This is a genomic window from Microbacterium sp. PM5 (genome assembly GCF_003293595.1).
Taxonomy (GTDB): Bacteria; Actinomycetota; Actinomycetes; order Actinomycetales; family Microbacteriaceae; genus Microbacterium.
Map to the genome: position 1 here is coordinate 2,174,180 of NZ_CP022162.1, position 18,811 is coordinate 2,192,990.

Consider the following 18,811-nt stretch of genomic DNA (forward strand, 5'->3'; position numbering starts at 1 on the left):
GACGGAGGATCCGACGATGCCGAGCACGAACACGACGACAGCCACGCCCACGCGGGCGTGGCTGATGCTGGCCCTGGGTGTGCTGGCGCAGGCCGCCGGCACCCTCCTGGTGTCGGCGCCGGCGTATCTGATCCCGCTCCTGCACACCGAGCGCGCCATGCCGCTCGCGCAGGCCGGGCTTCTGGCATCGGCGCCCACCATCGGCATGGTGTGCACGCTCGTCGCGTGGGGGGTCCTCACCGACCGCTACGGCGAGCGGCAGATCATCGCCGGCGGACTCGTCCTCACCGCGGTGTTCTCGCTCGCTGCCGCCGCAGCGAGCGGCGACGGATATCTCGTTCTCGGCGTGCTCCTCGCCTTCGGTGGCGCCGCCTCGGCCAGCACGAACGCCGCCAGCGGCCGCGTCGTGATCGGCTGGTTCCCCGTGGAGCGCCGCGGACTCGCGATGGGCATCCGCCAGATGTCCCAGCCGCTCGGTGTCGCCACCGCTGCGCTGATCGTTCCACCGCTGGCCGACGGCGGGCTCGCCGCGCCCTTCGTCGTGGTCGCCGTCGTGACGGCGGCGCTCGCCGTGCTCTGCGCGTGGGGCATCCGCAATCCTCCGCGACCTGCGCGCCGCGCGGGTGGAGCGGATGCCGCGGCCAACCCCTATCGCGCCGGCGCGTTCCTGGTCCGCATCCACGTGGCCTCGGCTCTGCTCGTCGTCCCGCAGTTCGCGCTCTCGATCTTCGGCCTGGTGTGGCTGGTGACGGCGATGGGGTGGAGTGCGGCGGCGGCCGGCGCGCTCGTGGCGGCGTCGCAGTTCGTGGGTGCGCTGGGCCGGATCGTCGTCGGCCACCTCAGCGACCGCGTCGGCACGCGCGTCGGTGTGCTGCGGTGGGTGGCCGGCGCCGGTGTGGTGGCGATGGCGGCGCTCGCGGTCGCCGGCGCCGTGCACGCCGACGCGCTCGTCGGCGTGCTGTATCTCGTCGCGTCCACGATCGCGGTCGCCGACAACGGCCTCGCGTACACGTCGGTGGCCGAAGCGGCCGGACCCTTGTGGTCGGGTCGCGCCCTCGGCATCCAGAACACCGGGCAGTTCGTCGCGGCGTCGGCGGTCGGCCCGCTGGTCGGGTCGCTCGTCACCCTGGTCGGCTACCCCCTCGCCTTCGCGCTGGTCGGCGCGACGCCGCTCGCCGCGCTCGCGATCACTCCGCGCCGAGACCGCGGCATGCACGGTTAGCGTGGTGTCATGAACGACCCGCATCGCTCCACCGTCGTCGTCTCCGGTGCCGGCACCGGTATCGGCCGTGCCGCCGCCCTCCGCCTCGCCGCATCCGGTCGCCACGTCACCCTCGTCGGCCGCCGGCGGGCACCGCTCGAGGAGGTCGCCGCCCACGATCCGTCGTCGTTCCTCGTCGTGGATGCCGATGTCAGCACCCCCGACGGCGCGCGCCGTGTGGCGGATGCCGTGCGCGACGCGGGGCTGGGCTGTGTCGGTGTGGTCGCCTCCGCTGGCGGGAACGCCCCCGCGGCGTCCGACGACAGCCTCGAAGCCATCCGCGATCATTGGCGTGCGGGATTCGACCTCAACGTGATGACCGCGGTCCTACTGGTCGAAGCGCTGCGACCCGCGCTGGAAGCCGACGGGGGACGCGTCGTGCTGCTGTCGTCGGTCTCGGCCCTGCGTGGCTCGCGGACCGGTTCGTACGGTGCGTCCAAGGCTGCCCTGCACGCGTGGATGTTCGATCTCGCTGCGCAGCTGGGCCGCTTCGGCGGCACCGCCAACGTCGTCGCACCGGGATTCGTGCCCGGGACCGAGTTCTGGGCGGGGGTCTCGGACGACGTCGTGCAGAACCGCATCGCGCAGACCCTCGTCGGCCGGGTGGGCACGGCCGAGGAGATCGGCGGGATCATCGCCTGGCTGCTCGGTCCGGATGCCGGGTGGGTGACCGGCCAGATCGTCTCGGCGAACGGCGGCATGGTGCTCGGACGCTGAACGCCGCCGGTCACTCGGCATCCGCCGACGCGCATCGGCGCGGGATCAGTGCAGATCGTGGAGCCGTCGCAGCGTCTCCTCGGCGCCGCGACCGTCGCGCTCGGCGAGCTGGCGTCGCAGCGCGTCGAAGAGGTCGACGCGACCGGCCGCTGCCGTGAGGAACGGGTCCCAACCGCGCAGATTCCGCTCGATCGTCAGCGCCACCTCGCGAACGACGCCGATGAACACCGTGTTGTGGGTGGCGCGGGTCATGAGCTCGAACATCTGCGTACAGCGGGAGAACAGCGACGCGATGTCGCGGTGCGCCGCGCTGTCGACGACGGTGCCGGCCACCGCGACGATGCCGTCGAGCTCGTCGTCGGTGGCGTTGGCGAGCGCGAGACGGATCGCGTTGCCCATGAGGTAGGCGGTGAACACTCCGGTTTCGCGTCGCACGCGCTCGTCGGGCACGGACACGCGGGTGTAGCGTCCGACGGCGATCTCGACGAGGCCGAAACGCTCCAGGCGCTGCAGAGCCTCCCGCACGGGAGTGCGCGAAATGCCCAGCTGCGCCGCGATGTCGCCGTCGCGCAGACGTTCTCCGGGCGCGAGGGAGCCATCGACGATGGCCGCGCCGATGCGCGCGTAGACCTCGTCGCTCAGGCTTACGCCAGTGGTCAGATCGTCGTGATCGATCGGTCGAAGAAAAGTAGACATCTTGCTGAGACGGTTCGGGTCATCTCAGTGACGAGTGTACGGCTGCCGGCCGCCGGCGGGCGAGCGTGTCGGGGTTGCCACCTTTGGCTGTGTTCTTGCAACGTTTGTGTCACCTTGTCTCATCTGATACTGCACGAGGCCATGCCGACCGTTAGCGTGGAGCCCGTCGGCGCACTCGCGTCGTCATCGCACGTCAGTAAGGCAGTTCATGAGCACCAGCGGTACCGTCAAGTGGTTCAACTCGGAGAAGGGCTTCGGGTTCATCGCTCCCGATGAGGGCGGCGCTGACGTCTTCGCCCACTACTCCGCCATTCAGTCGGGCGGCTACCGCTCGCTCGAGGAGAACCAGCGCGTCGAGTTCGAGATCGCCCAGGGCCCCAAGGGCCTGCAGGCGGAGAACATCCGACCCCTGTGAGTTCGACGGCCCGCTTTTGAGCGGGCCGTTTTCACGTCGGAGCGAGCCGTCGTCCACACCGTGTGGGACGACGGCTCGTTCGTCGTGAGCGAGGATCACTCCAGATCGAGCCGCACGATCTGCTCGGCGCCGACGGCGGCAGCGGCGACGGCGGCCACGAGGTCGGGGTAGGCCGGCAGGATCTCCGGCGTGCGCTTCGATGATCCCGGCAGCCCGAGCAGCCAGCGGCGGGTGGTTCCCGTCGGATCGACGACGACGAGTCGGCGGCGGGGATAGGCGGGCGGGCTGAGACGCACGGCGCGCTGCTGTGCGAGGAAGAAGGTCTGCCCGTCGACCGTGACGGCACCCGCCGACACGTCGACGCGTCCGGGTACCGAGCGAGCCCGCGCGGCGGTGACGAGCGCGACGACGCCCAGGATCACCGCGAGTACGAGCAGCAGTGGCACGACCACGACCGACACGATCTCGCGATCGTCGCGCACCAGCACGCCCGACATCGCCACGGCGATCGCGACGGCGGCGATGGCGACGACAACGGCGGCCGCGACGCCGGCGCGACGTGCGCTGCGCCGCACTGCCGTGGCATCGGGGCTGAAGCTCCGCGTGCCGACGAGAGACGCAGCGGTGTGGATGCCGTCGGCCTCTCGGACGGCGACGTGTTCCGTGAGCGGCGAGAGCAGGGCCACCAGCTCGGTGAACGCCTCGCGTGACAGCGGGACGTTCACTTCGTCGCGGCGGCCGGGCGACTCCACGATCAGCGTGCGATCGACGCCGGATGGGATGCCGTTGGTGTAGCGCTTGGTGATGCGACTGGTGAACGCCGCGTTCGAGCGCTCCCACCGATGCAGCAGCTGTCCGGGACGGCGGATCTCGACGGCGTCGCGGTCGACGATCACGCGCGTGTTCGCATACCAGAGCGCGCTGCCCCACACGAGGGCGACGACGATGACCGCGGCCGTGATGGCGAGAGTGGCCCGCGTCGACCTGCTCGTGGTGACGGGCAGAAACGAGGGCAGGGCGAACAGTGCCAGGGCACCGAGGATCGCCGACAGGACGAGGGCGCCGAGCGCCCGTCGGGCGAGAGAGCCGCGGAAGACGACCTGCTCGCCCGACGGCGTGCTCATCGGGCGGCGCCGGCGAGGCTGCCGGTCACCTTGCCGGACCGGTCGTAGACGATGCACGAGATCAGGCGGTCGTCGGCGCCCTCCCAGCTGTCCTTCGTCGGGAACAGGTAGCTGAACTCCAGCGTCGACTCTTCGTACGGCACGCCGACGAACGTCGAGAAGGCGTCTCCGCATCCCTTCTCGGCGGCGTCGGTCACCGCGCTGTCGCCGGGGTAGTCACCGGCCGGCATCGTCAGGTCGTAGTACACCTCGTTGTCGTGCGGGTCGGTGCAGGGCACGGCGGGAACATCGCTGATCTGCTCGCCACTCTGGTCGTTGAAGCAGTCGCCGACCTTGATGGTGAACGCGTCGGCCTTGCCGGATTCCGTCACCTGTCCGGTGTCGGCGTCGCGGACGGCCTGATCACCCCCGATCAGGTTCGTGATCGTGGAGCAGCCTCCGAGGAGGATCATGCTCGACACGAGGGCGGCGGCGGGGATGATGCGGTGCAGGCGCATGGGGCACTCTTTCCGGTTACGTATGTCGACTCACACTGGCCGCACGCTCCCACGCTCCGCGTGAGAGAGACAGGGGCACGTCACCGACTCCCGGCCGTGCCCCGACCGTGCAGCGCCCCCAATATATCGGTAGAGCTCAGCCGGCGTGAGACGCCGTCTCATCATCGATGAGCAGCAGTGACCGCAGCTGCGACGCATTTTCCACGGCGGCCGACGCGCCATCGGCCTCGTGGGGCCAGCTGAAGCCCCACCGCACGAAGACCACCGGCACTCCTTGCGCGGCGCCGCCCTCGACGTCGTGGTGGCGGTCGCCGATGAGCACCGGGCGGCTCGTGTCGACGCCCGCCGCGCGCAGGCGGCGCAGGGCTTCGGCGACGATGTCGGACTTCGATGCGAGCGTCTTCTCGTCGGGGGTGGAGCCGACCATCGCCGTCATGTGCGGCGCCAGATCGAAGTGCTCCATGAGTGCGACGACCTGCACCTCCGGCTTCGAGCTCGCCGTCGCCTGGGAGATTCCCGCAGCGTCGAGGTCGGCGATGATCTCGGCCACCCCCGGGTACAGTCGCGCTCCCGTGGTGTAACCGTCGGCCTTGCCCAGGGTGCGGTAGTACGCGACGGCCTCGGTGGCCTGCTCCGGGGTCATGCCGACGTTGTCCTGGAACGAGTTGAACATCGGCGGGCCGATCCAGTGCACGAGCTCGTCACGCGTCGGTGCGGGCTTGCCGAAGTGCTCGAGGGCGGTCGTGAGGCGCCGGAGGATGCCGTCGGAAGCGTCGACGAGGGTCCCGTCGACGTCCCAGAGCACGCACGTGAAAGGGGATCGCATCGTCATGGGTCCAGCCTAGGGTGCCGTCAGAACAGTCGCGGCGCGCCCGATTCGACGCCCTTCATGCCTTCGTAGTCGAGGGTCACGCAACGGATGCCGCGGTCGCCGGCGAGCGTCTTGGCTTGCGGTTTGATCTCTTGGGCGGCGAACACTCCCGCCACCGGTGCGAGGTGCGGGTCGCGGTTGAGCAGCTCCAGGTACCGGGTGAGCTGCTCGACGCCGTCGATGTCGCCACGGCGCTTGACCTCGACCGCGATGGTGCCGCCCGCGGGATTGCGCAGCAGCAGGTCCACGGGGCCGATCGCCGTCGGGAACTCCCGGCGCACGAGAGTGAGGCCGTCCCCGATCACATCGACCTGCTCGGCGAGCAGGCGCTGCAGGTCGGCCTCGACGCCGTCCTTCTGCAGGCCGGGATCGACACCGAGCTCGTGCGACGAGTCGTGCAGAACCTCGTAGATCCGAACGAGAAGCGCATCGCCGGTCTTCGCGTGGGTGACCCGCCAGTGTTCGATCACCCCGGCCGACGCCGACTCGGCATCCGGGGCCTCGACGGTGAGGGTGCACGGAGGGCTCATCCAGTTGAGCGGGGCATGCTGAATGTCCCGATGAAATGCGACGGTGCCGTCGGCTTTGATCATGATCAGGCGGGTCGCCAGCGGAAGATGGGTGTTCAGCCGTCCGGAGTAGTCGACGGAGCAGCGGGCGATGATGAGACGCACTCGTCCAGTCTCGCAGGGCGCGCGGGGAGAACTCGCGCGGTCGCTCAGAAGGGTGGCACGGATTCCGCGGGTGGATGCGATGGTGGGTCGACCGTGAACGCCACCAGGGGGACGGGGGCGTCTTCTCGGTAGACCCGTCCGGTGGGCGAGGTCCATTCGAGGATGCCGTCGGGGTGTTGTCGCACTCTCCAGGAGGTGAACTGCTTCATCGAGTGGTGCCGCTGACACAGGTGGGCGAGGTTCCAGAGGGCAGTGGGGCCGCCCTGCGCGTGGTCGACGGTGTGGTCGATCTCGCAGCGGATCGCGGCCCGTCGGCATCCGGGGAACCGGCAGTGCTGGTCGCGCGCGCGGAGAAATCGGCGCTGCGACTGTGCGGTGCGGTACCGATCGACGGCGATCACGGTCCCGTCGACGGGGTCGGTGAGGATCCGGGTGAGCGTGGGCGCGTTTGCGGCGAGAGCGCGGGCGGTGTCGGCGTCGACCGGGGTACGTCCGACGAGGTCGGCGGGTCCGTCGTCGGCGTCGAGCAGGGTGAGTGCGGGGACGATGACCTGAACCTGCGCACGGATCGCGCCCAGGGCCCCGGGCCGGTCGCCGACCGCGCTGGGGTCGAGGGTCGGGCTGCCGGTGAGCAGCATGTCGCTGAGCGCGCCGGCGCGAATCTGATCCATCGTCCGCGTATCGCCATCGCCATCGCCATCGCCAACGCCGTCGCCCTCGTGATGGCGGCTGTCGGCGATCACCATCGCCTGCTGCGTAAGACGGTCGAGGATGCCGTGGGCGATGACCGTCGGCACTGTTGCGACGAGGTCGGACATGCCATCAGCCCCGGGGATCACCCGGACCAGGCGGCACGCGCTCGCCGTGCGGTGGCGCTCGGTGAAGGAACGCTCCGCGGTGCGTTCGGCGAGAATCTCCACCGCCGCCCGCACCCGGTTGGGCGTATCCCCCTCACAGAGCCGGATCGCCTCCGCTTCGAACTCCGCCCGCCGCTCGGCGGGAACGAGCCCGCCGGCATCCACGATCACCCGCACATGACCACGCGTGATCCGCTCCGCCTCCCACGCGTCGAGGGTCGCGGGGTAGCTTTCGACGAGTCCACGCGCCTCACCGATCCGCTGCTGCACCGTCCGATCGGTCACCCGCAGCACCCCACCCAGCTCCGCCGCGATCGAGCGCAACACCATGTCGTGCTCCCGCACCGACCCCCGCTGTGCCGCCGCCTCCCGCTCCGCGAGCTGACCCGCCCGCGCCAGCACCCGCACCTCCGCGACCTGCGCCGCCGTCACAGCGCGAGCCACCACCTCAGTGTCCGCAACGAGACCCGACAGCACAGCCACGAACCGGCCGCCGCTGTCGGTCTCGATGACGCCCCCCGGCGCGATCTCCGTCATACCCCGAGTATACGGCGACCTTCGGACATTTGTTCGATCTCTCCACAGGTGACCGTCGCGGCATCCCGGGGAGAGCGACCGCCTCAGTGGTGTCCCGCGCCCACCTTCGAACCCGCGATCGGCTTGGCGGCGCCGGATGCCAAGCCGCTCATGGCGATGAGCCCGACGATGATCCAGAGGGTGTTCAGGATGCCGATCTGGTGGCTGACCCAGCCGAGGACGGGCGGTCCGCAGAGGAAGGCGACGTAGCCGATGGTCGCCGCCGCAGAGACGGATGCCGCGGCCTTGCGGGGATCGTCGGCCGCAGCCGACATGCCGAGGGGGAAGCCCAGCGACGCGCCGGCGCCCCACAGGGCGACGCCGATGAAGGCGACCGGAAGGTTCGGCGCGAGGATGAAGACGACCAGGCCCACCCCGGCGGCCACCGACAGGGCTCGCAGGGTCCACACGCGACCGATGCGGTCGACGAGCGGGCCGCCCACCGCGCGGAACACCGTCATCGCGACGGAGAAGACCGTGAGGAAGACCGCTCCGGTGGCCTCCGACTCGTTGTGACCGTCGACGACCGCGATCGTCAGCCAGTCGTTCGCACTGCCTTCGGCGAAGGCCATGCCGAGGATGATGGCGCCGATCGCGTAGGTGCGCGGATCGCGCCAGACCTCGAGCGCGGCGTGCAGACGCTCACGGCGCCCCGGAGACTCGGCATCGGGGTCGACCGTGACCTGCGCCTGCAGGGGGATGGATCGCAGCGCGTTGGCCGTGATCGCGAGCCAGACGACGGCCACGGTGCCGAGGTGCCATGATGCACCGACGCCCCAGGCCGTCATCGCGACGCCGATACCGGCGCCCGCGACGGTGCCGAGGCTGAAGAACGCGTGGAAAAGCGGCATGAGAGTGCGCTCGAACGCCTGCTCGACCTCGGCCGCCTCGACGTTCATCATGACGTCCGTGGCGCCGAAGCACAGGCCGAGGGTCGCCAATCCGATCACCGTCAGGGGATAGGACGACAGCGCGTCCACTCCCAGCGCGGCCAGGAACAGGCCGATGGCGATGCCCACGATCGTGACGGACAGCCCGCGCTTGGCGCCCCAGCGAACGACCACGACGTTGGCCGACATCACGCCGATGAGCGAGCCGGCACCCATGGCGAACAGCAGGATGCCGACCTCGAAGTCGTCGATCGCGAGGTTCTGCTTGACGGCCGGCAGCCGCGACGCCCAGGACGCGAAGGTCACGCCGCACAGGAGGAACAGCGTGAAGATCGAGGTGCGCCAGCGGACGAGCTGGCGGCGGTCGAGGCGGGAGCGGGAGATCACCCCCTCACTGTATCCACATTTCTCGAATCGATTCGATGCCTCGACGACGAGCGCGCCACATCCCCGATCTCCGGCCCGAAACGATTCGACGCGGGTTAGCATCGGGGAGTGACGAACCGCCGGGCCACCATCGCCGACGTCGCCCGCGTCGCGGGCGTCTCGCCGTCGACGGCGTCCGTCGTCTTCAGCGGCAAGACCCCGGTCTCGGACACCACGCGACTGCGGGTCATCGAGGCCGCCGACTCGCTCGGCTACACCGGGCCCGACCCCCGCGCCGCCTCGCTGCGTCTGGGCCGCAGCGGCATCGTCGCCGTCGTCGTCGGTTCATCCTTGAACTTCATGTTCGTCGACCCCGTCCAGCGTCTCCTGATGGACGGCCTCGCCGAGGCCGTCGCCCCCCTCGGTGCGGGCCTCCTCCTCCTTCGCCGCGATGCCGAGCTCGACATCGAGAACGCCCCCACCCTGACGACGGCGTCCATCGACGCCGCGGTGCTCATCGGCTGCGATGGGTCGCTCCGCGCGTCGCTGCCGATCGTCCAGGCCCGCGGCATCCCCGTCGTGGTGGTCGAAGGAGACGCCGGCGAGGGCATTCCCCGCATCGCGCTGGACAACCGCGACGCCCAGCGGCGTGCGGCGGAGCACATCCGCGATCTCGGACACACCCGGGTGGCGATCGTCACCCTTTGGCAGGACGCGGCGGGTACGGTCGGGTGGATCGCGCCGGATGCCGAGATCGCGGTCGACGTGACGCGCGATCGTCTTCAGGGAGCTCGTGACGTCTTCCCCGACGCGCCGGCCTTCGCGTGCGCGGGCAGCTCCATCGACGACGGATTCGCCGCGGGGCGCGTGCTGTTCGCCGACCCGCGCACCCGGCCCACCGCCGTCATCGCGCAGAGCGACCTTCTGGCCGCCGGTGTCATCCGCGCCGCCGAGGATGCCGGTCTGCGCGTGCCCCAGGACGTCAGCGTCACCGGGTTCGACGGCGTTCCCGTCGACGGGCTCGCCCCCTACGAGCTGACCACGCTCGTCCAGCCCGCGACGGCCAAGGGCCGCGCGGCAGGCGCCGCGATCGCTGCGATGCTCGACGGGCGTGAACCGGAGTCGGTCGACCTCACTTCTACATTCCGCATCGGTAATACGACCTCGCGCGCCGGGTGACACCGGGCGCCCGGTAGACTGGCCTTCCGACCCCCGCGACCTGTCAGGAGGCCAGATTGCTCGTGCTCCTGGCTGCGTTCGCGGTGATTCCGCTGGCGCTGCCGTGGCTGGTCGGGCGAATCGGCTCGCGAGCATTCTTCGTCGCAGCGCTGCTGCCGGTCGTGGCCTTCGTCCATGCCGCCATGGCCACGCCCGAGGTCATCGCCGGTCGGGTGCCGGCCGAGTCCGTTCCTTGGATCCCCCAACTCGGCATCGATCTCTCGATGCGCATGGACACCCTCAGCTGGGTCCTCACGCTCATCGTCACCGGGGTGGGAGCGCTGGTCCTGCTGTATTGCCGCTGGTACTTCGACGGCAAGACGCAGGGCGTCGGCCTGTTCGCCGCGGTGCTCCTCGGGTTCGCGGGGGCGATGTACGGACTCGTCCTGGCGGACGACATCATCGTGCTCGTGATGTTCTGGGAGATCACCAGCATCCTGTCCTACCTGCTCATCGGCTTCTACCACGCGCGCGGCGCGAGCCGACGAGCCGCCCTCCAGGCGCTGCTCGTCACGACGCTCGGCGGACTCGTGATGTTCGTCGGCGCGGTCATGCTCTCGGTGATCTACGGCACGAACAGCATCACCGCGATCGTGAGCGGTGCGGCGGCCCTGCGGCCGGGAAGTGACGGACTGCTCGCCACCGCGATCGTTCTGCTGCTGGTCGGTGCGCTCAGCAAGTCGGCCATCTTCCCCTTCCACTTCTGGCTCCCCGGTGCGATGGCCGCGCCCACGCCCGTGAGTGCGTATCTGCATGCGGCCGCGATGGTCAAGGCCGGCATCTATCTGATCGCCCGGCTCGCGCCGGCGTTCGCCGAGAACGAGCTGTGGCGACCGATTGTCATCGGTCTGGGCATCTTCACGATGCTGCTGGGCGGCTTCCAGGCGCTGCGCGAATCCGATCTCAAGCGCATCCTCGCGTTCGGCACGGTGAGCCAGCTCGGCATGCTCACGGTCGTTCTGGGCTACGGAGAGCGCAACTCCGCGCTCGCGGGCCTCGCGCTGCTGATCGGCCACGCGCTCTTCAAATCGGCGCTCTTCCTCGTGGTCGGCGTCATCGACCGTCAGCTGTCGACCCGTGACATCGGTGAACTGTCCGGCGTGGGTCGCCAGGCGCCGACGCTCGCGGTGGTCTCGATCATCGCCGTCGCGTCGATGGTGGGGTTCGCCCCCGCCGTCGGTTTCGTTGCGAAAGAGGCGGTGCTCAGCTCGCTGCTCGAAGGCGGCACGCGTCCTGATGCGCTCATCCCTCTGCTCGGCATCCTTCTCGGCTCGATCCTCACGACCGCGTACGGTCTGCGTTTCGTGTGGGGCGCGTTCTGGACGAAGAAGGATGCCGACGGCGCGGCCCGCCCTGCCACGCAATGGCCCGATCCACCGCTGGGCTTCCTCGCGGCGCCGATCCTGTTGGCCGTCCTGACTCTCGCCGCCGGCTTCACGGCACCGCTGCTCGATCACGCCTTCTCCGGCTACGCCGACACGCTCCCCACCGCTGGCGGATATCCGTATCACCTGGCGCTCTGGCACGGATGGGAGCCTGCTCTGTTCCTGTCGCTGGGCAGCATCGCTCTGGGTGCGGTGGTGTTCACGATCGCGCAGCGCACGGGCCGCATGCCGCGTCGCGTGCTGCCGTTCACGGCCGCCGACGTCTACAACCTGGTGCTGCGCATGATCGCGCGCATCGCCGTGTGGACCACGACCTTCACCCAGCGGGGTTCGCTTCCGGTGTACGTCGGCACGATCTTCGTCGTCTTCGTGGCGGCCGAGGGCACGGCGCTGTTCGCGGGCCGCGACTGGCAGATCTCGCTCGACGCCTGGCAGACGCCGATGCAGCTGGTCGTCGCGCCGATCATGATCGTCGCGGGCATCTTCGCGGTACGGGCTCGGAAGCGCTACACCGGCGTCGTCCTCGTCTCGGCGACCGGACTCGGCATGATCGCCCTGTTCGCGACGAGCGGGGCACCCGACCTCGCACTGACGCAGATCCTCGTCGAGACGGTCACGCTCGTGGCGTTCGCACTGGTGCTGCGACGGATCCCCGCGCGCCTGGGCGAGCACAACGCCTCGGTCAAGCCGATCCTGCGGGCGATCCTCGCCGTCGCCGTCGGCGCCACGATGGCGATGGTCGCGATGGTCGCGACCGGTGCGCGCGTCGCGACGCCGATCTCCGATCGCTTCCCCGACCTCGCCTATGAGCTCGGGCACGGAAAGAACGTCGTGAACGTCGCCCTCGTCGACCTGCGCGGCTGGGACACGATGGGCGAGCTGTCGGTCCTGATCCTCGCCGCCACCGGGGTGGCCTCGCTGGTGTTCGTCACCCACCGCTCCGATCTCATCTCGCGATCGATCTCGGCGCTGCCGACGGGGGTCACCCGCACGCGGCGGCCCCTCATCGAGACCGCGGAGGGGCCGCGTCCCCGCGGAAGCGATCCCGACAGCACGCGTCAGACATGGCTCGTGGGTGGACAGAAGGTACGCCCGGAGAATCGGTCGATCCTGCTCGAAGTCATCGTTCGGATCCTCTTCCACACGATCATCGTCGTGTCGATCTACCTGCTCTTCGCCGGTCACAACCTTCCCGGCGGCGGCTTTGCGGGTGGCCTGGTCGCCGGTATGGCGCTGGTCATGCGCTACGTCGCCGGTGGTCGGTACGAGCTCGGGGCGGCCGCCCCCACGGATGCCGGGCGCCTTCTCGGTGCGGGGATGACGCTCGCCGTGGCCTCCGCGGTGGTGCCGCTGCTGTTCGGCCTGCCGCCCCTGAAGAGCGTGTTCTGGGAGGCGGAGATCCCGGTCGTCGGTCACATCGAGTTCGTGACGTCGACGCTCTTCGACATCGGTGTCTACCTCGTCGTGATCGGTCTCGTGCTCGACGTGCTGCGTTCGCTCGGTGGCGAGGTCGACCGGCAGACGCAGGAGCTTCGCGAGAGGGGGGTGCTCGTCTCGTGACCGTCTCGGCCGTTCTCATCGTCATCATGGCCGCCCTCTTCGCGTGCGGCGTCTACGCCATGCTCGAGCGCAGCCTCACCCGCGTGCTCATCGGCTTCCTGCTGCTGGGCAACGCCACCAACCTGTTCCTGCTCGTCGTCATGGGCCGCCCCGGCATCGCCCCGTTCTTCGGTGCGGGCGGCGTCGACGAGATGAGCGACCCGCTGCCGCAGGCGCTGACGTTGACGGCGATCGTCATCACCTTCGCCGTCTCGGCCTTCCTGCTCGCGCTCATCTACCGCTCGTGGCAGCTCGGCCAGGCCGACACGGTGGTCGACGACGAGGAAGACATCGCCGTGCGTGATCGCGGTGCCGTCGAAGAGGACGAGATGGACGACGAGACGTCCATCGAGGACGAGGACGAGGACGCGACGACCGACTTCATCGGCACCGAGACCGCCCCGATCACGGTCCTGCACCATCGCGATCTCGACGGCATCCGCGACGACGCCCCCGTCGACCGTCCGGGTCGAGACGGCCGAGAGGGCGGTGATGCGCGATGAGCGCTCTGGTTCCCCTTCTCGTCGCCCTGCCGTTGCTCGGCGCCGGCATCGCGCTCGTCTTCGGTCGCCAGCGCCGCGTTCAGGTCGGTGTGTCGGTCGTCACGCTCACCCTCGTGCTGGCGATCGCCGCCGTGCTCCTGTACACCGTCGACTCGTCGGGGCAGGCGATCGCCGTGTCGGTGGGCGGCTGGCCGATTCCGTTCGGGATCGTGCTGTACGTCGATCGTCTCGCGGCGCTGCTCGTGGTGATCTCGAGCATCGTGCTGCTTGCCGTTCTGCTCTTCTCCGTCGGGCAGGGCGCCGCCGACGGCGACGACGACACCCCCGTGACGATCTTCCACCCCTCGTATCTCATCCTGTCGGCGGGCATCTTCAACGCGTTCATCGCGGGCGACCTCTTCAACCTGTACGTCGGCTTCGAGATCCTGCTGGTCGCCTCGTACGTGCTCATCACCCTCGGTTCCACGGAGTCGCGCATCCGCGCCGGAGTCGTCTACATCGTCGTCTCGCTCGTCTCCTCGATCCTCTTCCTCGCCGCCATCGCTGCCATCTACGGTGCCTTGGGCACCGTGAACATCGCGCAGCTGGCCGAGCGGATGACAGAGCTTCCCGATTCGACGCAGCTCGTCCTGCATCTGATGCTGCTGCTCGCCTTCAGCATCAAGGCGGCCGTGTTCCCGCTGTCGTTCTGGCTGCCCGACTCGTACCCGACCGCGCCGGCACCCGTCACCGCGGTCTTCGCAGGCCTTCTGACGAAGGTCGGCGTCTACGCGATGATCCGCACCGAGACGCAGATCTTCCGGGACAACGACGTCAACACGCTGCTGCTGATCGTCGCGCTGGCGACCATGATTGTCGGCGTCCTCGGCGCGCTGGCCCAAGCCGAGCTCAAGCGCATCCTGTCGTTCACACTCGTCAGCCACGTCGGCTACCTCGTGTTCGGGCTCGCGATCGCGACGCCTCTCGCTCTCGGCGCGACCATCTACTACATGGTCCACCACATCATCGTGCAGACCACGCTCTTCCTCGCGGTCGGGCTCGTCGAGCGTCGTGCCGGCTCGACATCGATCCTCAAGGTCAAGGGGCTGATGCGCGCCGCACCCCTGCTCGCGGTGCTGTTCTTCATCCCGGCGATCAACCTCGGCGGGCTGCCGCCGTTCTCGGGATTCATCGGCAAGCTCGCGCTGTTCGACGCGGCGGCCGAGGTCGGCACGCCGCTCATGTACCTCCTGATCATCGGCGGCATCGTCACGTCGCTGTTGACCCTGTACACCCTCATGCGCGCGTGGAACCTCGCCTTCTGGCGCGAGGACGACGACCATTCGGAGGAGACCGGCGTCGTCGAGCGCATCTCGTACCTCGGTGACGCCCCGGCAGCCGACGACGAGGGCGCGCGTCGCGTCATTCCGCGCATCATGACCGCGACGACGGCGGGGATGGTCGCGGTCACGGTCGCCCTCACGGTCTTCGCCGGTCCCCTCTACGCGCTGTGCGCGAGCATCGGCGACGCGCTGCTCACGCCCGTGACACTGGTGCAGCTCGACGACGGGGGCGGATCATGAGTCCGACGTCGTCGGTGGCGGCTGCCGTCTGGCGCCAGCTTCCCTTCTTCGTGTGGCTGGTCGCCCTGTGGATGCTGCTGTGGGGTCAGTTCACGGTGCTCGCCGCCGTGACCGGCGTCGTCGTGGCGCTCGTGGTCACCCGCGTGTTCCGCCTGCCGGCGGTCGAGCTGTCGGGACGGGTGAATCTCTGGTACGGCCTCGTCTTCGTGGTGATGTTCTTCCTCGCTCTGATCCGTGGTTCCTTGCTCGTCGCGTGGCAGACCCTCAATCCGCGGCGCTATCCGGGCACCGCGGTGATCGCGGTGCCGCTGCGCACCGACGACGACCTGATCATGGCCCACGTCGGCGTGACGGCGTCGCTCATCCCGGGCTCGCTGATCGTCGACGTCGACCGTGACCGGCGCATCCTCTTCCTGCACGTCATCGGCGTCTCCTCCGCCGAGGATGTGGAGAAGCAGCGCCGCGCCGTGCAGGGCTGGGAGGCGCGCATCGTGCGCGCGGTGGGATCGCGCGCCCAGCTGCGGGCCATTCAGCAGATCGGTGCGCGCTCGCCGCGGGAAGGCGGCGCACCTCGATGACCGTTCTCATCATCGCCATCTACGTCGTCTTCGCGGCGGCGGGCCTTCTCACGCTGTGGCGCATCATCGTGGGGCCGTCGATCCTCGACCGCGCCGTGGCATCGGACGTGCTGCTGACGCTCGTCATGTGCGCCCTGGGCGCGGACATGGTGATCAACCACCACACCCGGTCGCTGCCGGCGCTGCTCATCATCGCCGCCGTCGGTGTCTTCGGCTCCATCGCAGTGGCGCGCTTCGTCGCACGAAGGGACAACACCGACCGATGAACGATCTCCTCGACATCGCGGCCCTCGTGCTCGTGCTCATCGGCGGCTTGCTGTGCGTCACGGCGGCGATCGGGCTGCTGCGCTTTCGCGATGTGCCGACGCGGCTGCATGCCGCGACGAAGCCGCAGGTGCTCGGGCTCATTCTCATCTGCCTCGCGATCGCGCTGTCGCTGCGGAGCTGGCCGGTGGTCGCCTTCCTCGTCCCCGTGGTGATGATGCAGCTGGCCACCGCGCCGCTGTCGGCGCACATGGTCGGACGCCAGGCCTATCGCAACGGCACGATCGACGAACGCTCGCTGTACGTCGACGAGCTCGACGAGGCCCGTCGCACGCCCCCTGCGGCGGGCGGCTGAGCGCGAGAACTCCTCCCCATCGGCGGATGTGCGGGCGCTGCCGGCGGCACGTGTGGACAACGGCGCACACGTCCGGCATCGCCGCCACACTGGACGAGTCGGGGGCCGGACCGTCAACTGGGGGGTCACAGGTCCGGCCCCGGCATCCCTCCCCTCGGTCCGCGGCCGTGTCCCCCGATCGGCGGGAAAGTCCGGTCGCTCGGGCGATGCGGCCGACGCGGCGTGCTGGTGGACTGGAAGAACCGCGTGAGAGAGGCACGAATCATGACAACCGCGAGCACGCCACCCCTGACGCTCGAGCCGGCGATCCGCGACGACCTCGCCGACGTCGGTCGGCGCATTCAGGCGGCTTTCGCCCCCGCCGTGGAGAAGGAGACGGGGCAGCCCAGCACGGAACCCATTCCCAGCGATCGTGAGCTCGCAGAGTCGTTCGATGCTCCCGATGCCGAGGTGCTGCACCTGCTCGAGAACGGCGAACGCGTCGGAGGGGCGGTCGTCGTTCCGGGCCGGGAGGCGGGCCGCCGCGCGCTGGAGCTGTTCTTCATCGATGTCGGTCGCGAGGGCAAGGGACTCGGTCGGCGGGCGTGGCGCGCGATCGAGGAGCGCTACCCCGACACCCGCGTCTGGGAGACCTTCACGCCGCACTTCGAGGTGCGCAACATCCACTTCTACATCAACGTCTGCGGCTTTCACGCGGTCGAGTTCTTCCACGAGGGCCACCCGCATCCCGGCCCGCTCGAGGAGCCGGATGCAGCGGATCGACCGGGTGAGAGCTTCGACGGCGAGGATCGCGGCTTCCGTTTCGAGAAGGTCATGCTGCCGCTGCGGTGACGCGCCTCGCGCAGCGACCTCAGGGTGCGAGTGACGGCGTGCGGGCCATCCCGAACTCGTGTCGCAGCACACTCCGCGCGGCGAACCATCCCGACTGCCCGTGCACACCCGGCCCGGGGCTCGTCGCCGCGCCGCAGAGGTAGACGCCCGGCAGGGGTGTTCGCCATGGCTCAGTACTGAGCACGGGCCGTGCGAGCAGCTGGCGCAGGGTCGCGGCGCCGGCCGCGATGTCGCCGCCGATGTAGTTCGGGTTGTCGGCCTCGAGCTGCGCGGCCGACGTGCTGCGCGACGTGATGATGACATCGCGGAATCCGGGTGCGACGTTCTCGATCGCGCGGGTGACGGCCTCGGTCTGGTCGAGCGTCGAACCGGCCGGCACGTGCGTGTACGCCCAGAGGGCGTGGTGGCCGTGCGGCGCCCGTGTCGCGTCGAAGACCGATGGCTGGGAGACGAGCACATAGGGGGATGCCGCGTGTCGCCCGGCGAGCACCTCGCGTTCGGCCGCAGCGATGCGGGCGCGCGTGCCGCCGATGTGCACCGTGCCGGCCTCGGCGATCCGCTCGTCGGCCCAGGGGACCGGACCCGAGAGAGCGAACTGCACCTTGGCCGAGCCGCTGCCGTAGCGGAACCGCTCCAGGCGCCGCCGGTAGCCGCTCGGCAGCCGCTCGCCGGCGAGCCGCACGAGCGCGCGCGGGGTGACGTCGAGCACCACCGCGCGGGCGTTCAGCTCGTCGAGCGAGGCGATCTCGTGGTCGAGCACGATCTCGCCGCCGTGTGCGCGGAGATCGTCGGCGAGGGCGTCGGAGATCGCCTGGGAGCCGCCCATCGGGATCGGCCAACCGGCCGCGTGCGCGTGCGTCTGCAGGGCGAGGCCGGCGGCCGCGGCGATCAGGCTCGGCTGCGGCGCGATCGCATGGGCGGCGACACCGGTGATCATCGCCGGAGCGACGGCGCCGCTGAAGGGCGCATTCCAGGCGGCGCTGCCCTGCAGAACCGCCCGCGCGCCGAAGCGGGCGCTGACGAGAGGATGCGGAGGCACGCGCAGCAGAGGGGAACCCGTGAACCGGGCGATCTCGCGCGAACGCGCGGCGAGCGGCGCGATCAGGCGGCGGTAGGTGGCGCCGTCGCGGCCCAGGCTTTCGACCGTGCGCTCCAGATCGCGATAGGCGATGCCGGAGCCGCCGTCGGCGGCGCTCAAGGGATGTGCGAACGAGATCTCCGGTGTGACGAACTGCACGCGACGCGCGAGCCCGAAGGCGCGGAAGAAGGGTGAGGCCAGGGCCAACGGATGCACGGCCGAGCACGTGTCGTGCTGGTATCCGGGCGCGACCGTCTCGGCGGTGCGGGCTCCGCCGCCGAGGTGCGACATCCGCTCGAAGACGCGCACTGACAGGCCCGCCCGCGCGAGCGTGACCGCGGCGGCCAGGGCGTTGGGGCCCGATCCCACCACCTCGACGTCGGTCATCGGCCATGCGCTGGTCGCCATGGAGCCTCCTCCGGGGTCCCTTCCCATCGTAGAGGCGGGCCGCCCGCCGCCGCCGGGCGGGCGGCCGACGGGACGATGCCCCGGCG

General features: G+C 69.9%; 19 protein-coding genes. 11 read left to right on the forward strand and 8 right to left on the reverse strand.

Annotation, left to right across the window (positions count from 1 at the left end; translation table 11 throughout):
* The first annotated feature begins 16 nt into the window (after positions 1–16).
* Both CEP17_RS10555 and CEP17_RS10560 read left to right on the forward strand, forming a co-directional pair.
* Positions 17–1,222, forward strand: a complete 1,206-nt coding sequence (locus tag CEP17_RS10555) for an MFS transporter (RefSeq protein ID WP_112932200.1) — start codon at positions 17–19, stop codon at positions 1,220–1,222.
* A 9-nt stretch (positions 1,223–1,231) separates the two neighbouring features.
* Positions 1,232–1,978, forward strand: a complete 747-nt coding sequence (locus CEP17_RS10560; protein WP_112932201.1) for an SDR family oxidoreductase — start codon at positions 1,232–1,234, stop codon at positions 1,976–1,978.
* Between the two features lie 45 nt (positions 1,979–2,023).
* On the opposite strand, the gene CEP17_RS10565 is transcribed toward CEP17_RS10560, so the two are convergent.
* Entirely contained in the window at positions 2,024–2,674 is a 651-nt protein-coding gene (locus tag CEP17_RS10565; RefSeq protein ID WP_112932202.1) for a GntR family transcriptional regulator, read from the reverse strand.
* Positions 2,675–2,882: 208 nt separating this feature from the next.
* Between CEP17_RS10565 and CEP17_RS10570 the strand changes: the two genes are divergently transcribed.
* The gene (locus CEP17_RS10570) at positions 2,883–3,089 is read left to right on the forward strand and encodes a cold-shock protein (protein ID WP_028496198.1); all 207 of its coding nucleotides are present in this window, start codon (positions 2,883–2,885) and stop codon (positions 3,087–3,089) included.
* A gap of 95 nt (positions 3,090–3,184) precedes the next feature.
* Here the strand turns inward: CEP17_RS10570 and CEP17_RS10575 are convergent, their stop codons facing one another.
* From CEP17_RS10575 to CEP17_RS10600, 6 genes are all read right to left on the reverse strand, one after another.
* Positions 3,185–4,213: a hypothetical protein gene (locus tag CEP17_RS10575; RefSeq protein ID WP_112932203.1), complete on the reverse strand. Its 1,029-nt coding sequence runs from the start codon at positions 4,211–4,213 to the stop codon at positions 3,185–3,187.
* Positions 4,210–4,710: a septum formation family protein gene (locus tag CEP17_RS10580; RefSeq protein ID WP_036286801.1), complete on the reverse strand. Its 501-nt coding sequence runs from the start codon at positions 4,708–4,710 to the stop codon at positions 4,210–4,212. Before CEP17_RS10580 ends, CEP17_RS10575 begins: the two co-directional genes overlap by 4 nt.
* A gap of 136 nt (positions 4,711–4,846) precedes the next feature.
* Positions 4,847–5,542, reverse strand: a complete 696-nt coding sequence (locus tag CEP17_RS10585) for an HAD hydrolase-like protein (protein WP_112932204.1) — start codon at positions 5,540–5,542, stop codon at positions 4,847–4,849.
* Between the two features lie 20 nt (positions 5,543–5,562).
* The gene (gene nucS / locus CEP17_RS10590; protein ID WP_039415284.1) at positions 5,563–6,255 is read right to left on the reverse strand and encodes an endonuclease NucS; all 693 of its coding nucleotides are present in this window, start codon (positions 6,253–6,255) and stop codon (positions 5,563–5,565) included.
* Positions 6,256–6,299: 44 nt separating this feature from the next.
* Positions 6,300–7,649: an HNH endonuclease signature motif containing protein gene (locus CEP17_RS10595; protein ID WP_112932205.1), complete on the reverse strand. Its 1,350-nt coding sequence runs from the start codon at positions 7,647–7,649 to the stop codon at positions 6,300–6,302.
* A gap of 83 nt (positions 7,650–7,732) precedes the next feature.
* Positions 7,733–8,965 carry an MFS transporter gene (locus tag CEP17_RS10600; RefSeq protein ID WP_112932206.1) on the reverse strand — a complete coding sequence of 411 codons (1,233 nt, stop codon included), beginning with the start codon at positions 8,963–8,965 and terminating at the stop codon, positions 7,733–7,735.
* 108 nt (positions 8,966–9,073) lie between these two features.
* Here CEP17_RS10600 and CEP17_RS10605 point away from each other — a divergent pair, with 108 nt between their 5' ends.
* The 8 genes from CEP17_RS10605 to CEP17_RS10640 all read left to right on the forward strand — a co-directional run bounded on the left by CEP17_RS10605 (position 9,074) and on the right by CEP17_RS10640 (position 17,239).
* Positions 9,074–10,123: a substrate-binding domain-containing protein gene (locus CEP17_RS10605; protein ID WP_112932207.1), complete on the forward strand. Its 1,050-nt coding sequence runs from the start codon at positions 9,074–9,076 to the stop codon at positions 10,121–10,123.
* Positions 10,124–10,179: 56 nt separating this feature from the next.
* Positions 10,180–13,107, forward strand: a complete 2,928-nt coding sequence (locus CEP17_RS10610; RefSeq protein WP_112932208.1) for a Na+/H+ antiporter subunit A — start codon at positions 10,180–10,182, stop codon at positions 13,105–13,107.
* On the forward strand, positions 13,104–13,649 hold the full coding sequence (locus CEP17_RS10615) for a Na(+)/H(+) antiporter subunit C (protein ID WP_112932209.1): 546 nt from the start codon (positions 13,104–13,106) through the stop codon (positions 13,647–13,649). The genes CEP17_RS10610 and CEP17_RS10615 overlap by 4 nt, the downstream gene beginning before the upstream one ends.
* Complete coding sequence (locus CEP17_RS10620; protein ID WP_036319434.1) at positions 13,646–15,211, forward strand: Na+/H+ antiporter subunit D; 1,566 nt, start codon at positions 13,646–13,648, stop codon at positions 15,209–15,211. Before CEP17_RS10615 ends, CEP17_RS10620 begins: the two co-directional genes overlap by 4 nt.
* Positions 15,208–15,789 (forward strand): Na+/H+ antiporter subunit E, encoded by a 582-nt coding sequence (locus CEP17_RS10625; protein WP_036319432.1) that lies wholly within the window; start codon positions 15,208–15,210, stop codon positions 15,787–15,789. The genes CEP17_RS10620 and CEP17_RS10625 overlap by 4 nt, the downstream gene beginning before the upstream one ends.
* Positions 15,786–16,055, forward strand: coding sequence for a monovalent cation/H+ antiporter complex subunit F (locus CEP17_RS10630; RefSeq protein WP_036286829.1), 270 nt, complete (start codon positions 15,786–15,788; stop codon positions 16,053–16,055). Before CEP17_RS10625 ends, CEP17_RS10630 begins: the two co-directional genes overlap by 4 nt.
* Positions 16,052–16,408 (forward strand): monovalent cation/H(+) antiporter subunit G, encoded by a 357-nt coding sequence (gene mnhG / locus CEP17_RS10635; protein WP_036286831.1) that lies wholly within the window; start codon positions 16,052–16,054, stop codon positions 16,406–16,408. Before CEP17_RS10630 ends, mnhG begins: the two co-directional genes overlap by 4 nt.
* A 264-nt stretch (positions 16,409–16,672) precedes the next feature.
* Positions 16,673–17,239 (forward strand): GNAT family N-acetyltransferase, encoded by a 567-nt coding sequence (locus CEP17_RS10640; protein WP_112932210.1) that lies wholly within the window; start codon positions 16,673–16,675, stop codon positions 17,237–17,239.
* Positions 17,240–17,258: 19 nt separating this feature from the next.
* Here the strand turns inward: CEP17_RS10640 and CEP17_RS10645 are convergent, their stop codons facing one another.
* Positions 17,259–18,704, reverse strand: a complete 1,446-nt coding sequence (locus CEP17_RS10645) for an NAD(P)/FAD-dependent oxidoreductase (protein ID WP_112932951.1) — start codon at positions 18,702–18,704, stop codon at positions 17,259–17,261.
* Positions 18,705–18,811 lie beyond the last annotated feature (107 nt).

Excerpts from the sequence above, each read along its gene's own strand:
- CEP17_RS10580 (WP_036286801.1), bottom strand. The coding sequence starts at position 4,710 with ATGCGCCTGCACCGCATCATCCCCGCCGCCGCCCTCGTGTCGAGCATG.
- CEP17_RS10565 (WP_112932202.1), bottom strand. The coding sequence starts at position 2,674 with ATGTCTACTTTTCTTCGACCGATCGATCACGACGATCTGACCACTGGC.
- CEP17_RS10560 (WP_112932201.1), top strand. The coding sequence starts at position 1,232 with ATGAACGACCCGCATCGCTCCACCGTCGTCGTCTCCGGTGCCGGCACC.
- CEP17_RS10575 (WP_112932203.1), bottom strand. The coding sequence starts at position 4,213 with ATGAGCACGCCGTCGGGCGAGCAGGTCGTCTTCCGCGGCTCTCTCGCC.
- CEP17_RS10645 (WP_112932951.1), bottom strand. The coding sequence starts at position 18,704 with ATGACCGACGTCGAGGTGGTGGGATCGGGCCCCAACGCCCTGGCCGCC.
- CEP17_RS10555 (WP_112932200.1), top strand. The coding sequence starts at position 17 with ATGCCGAGCACGAACACGACGACAGCCACGCCCACGCGGGCGTGGCTG.
- CEP17_RS10570 (WP_028496198.1), top strand. The coding sequence starts at position 2,883 with ATGAGCACCAGCGGTACCGTCAAGTGGTTCAACTCGGAGAAGGGCTTC.
- CEP17_RS10625 (WP_036319432.1), top strand. The coding sequence starts at position 15,208 with ATGAGTCCGACGTCGTCGGTGGCGGCTGCCGTCTGGCGCCAGCTTCCC.
- CEP17_RS10640 (WP_112932210.1), top strand. The coding sequence starts at position 16,673 with ATGACAACCGCGAGCACGCCACCCCTGACGCTCGAGCCGGCGATCCGC.
- CEP17_RS10630 (WP_036286829.1), top strand. The coding sequence starts at position 15,786 with ATGACCGTTCTCATCATCGCCATCTACGTCGTCTTCGCGGCGGCGGGC.
- mnhG (WP_036286831.1), top strand. The coding sequence starts at position 16,052 with ATGAACGATCTCCTCGACATCGCGGCCCTCGTGCTCGTGCTCATCGGC.
- CEP17_RS10585 (WP_112932204.1), bottom strand. The coding sequence starts at position 5,542 with ATGACGATGCGATCCCCTTTCACGTGCGTGCTCTGGGACGTCGACGGG.
- CEP17_RS10620 (WP_036319434.1), top strand. The coding sequence starts at position 13,646 with ATGAGCGCTCTGGTTCCCCTTCTCGTCGCCCTGCCGTTGCTCGGCGCC.
- CEP17_RS10595 (WP_112932205.1), bottom strand. The coding sequence starts at position 7,649 with ATGACGGAGATCGCGCCGGGGGGCGTCATCGAGACCGACAGCGGCGGC.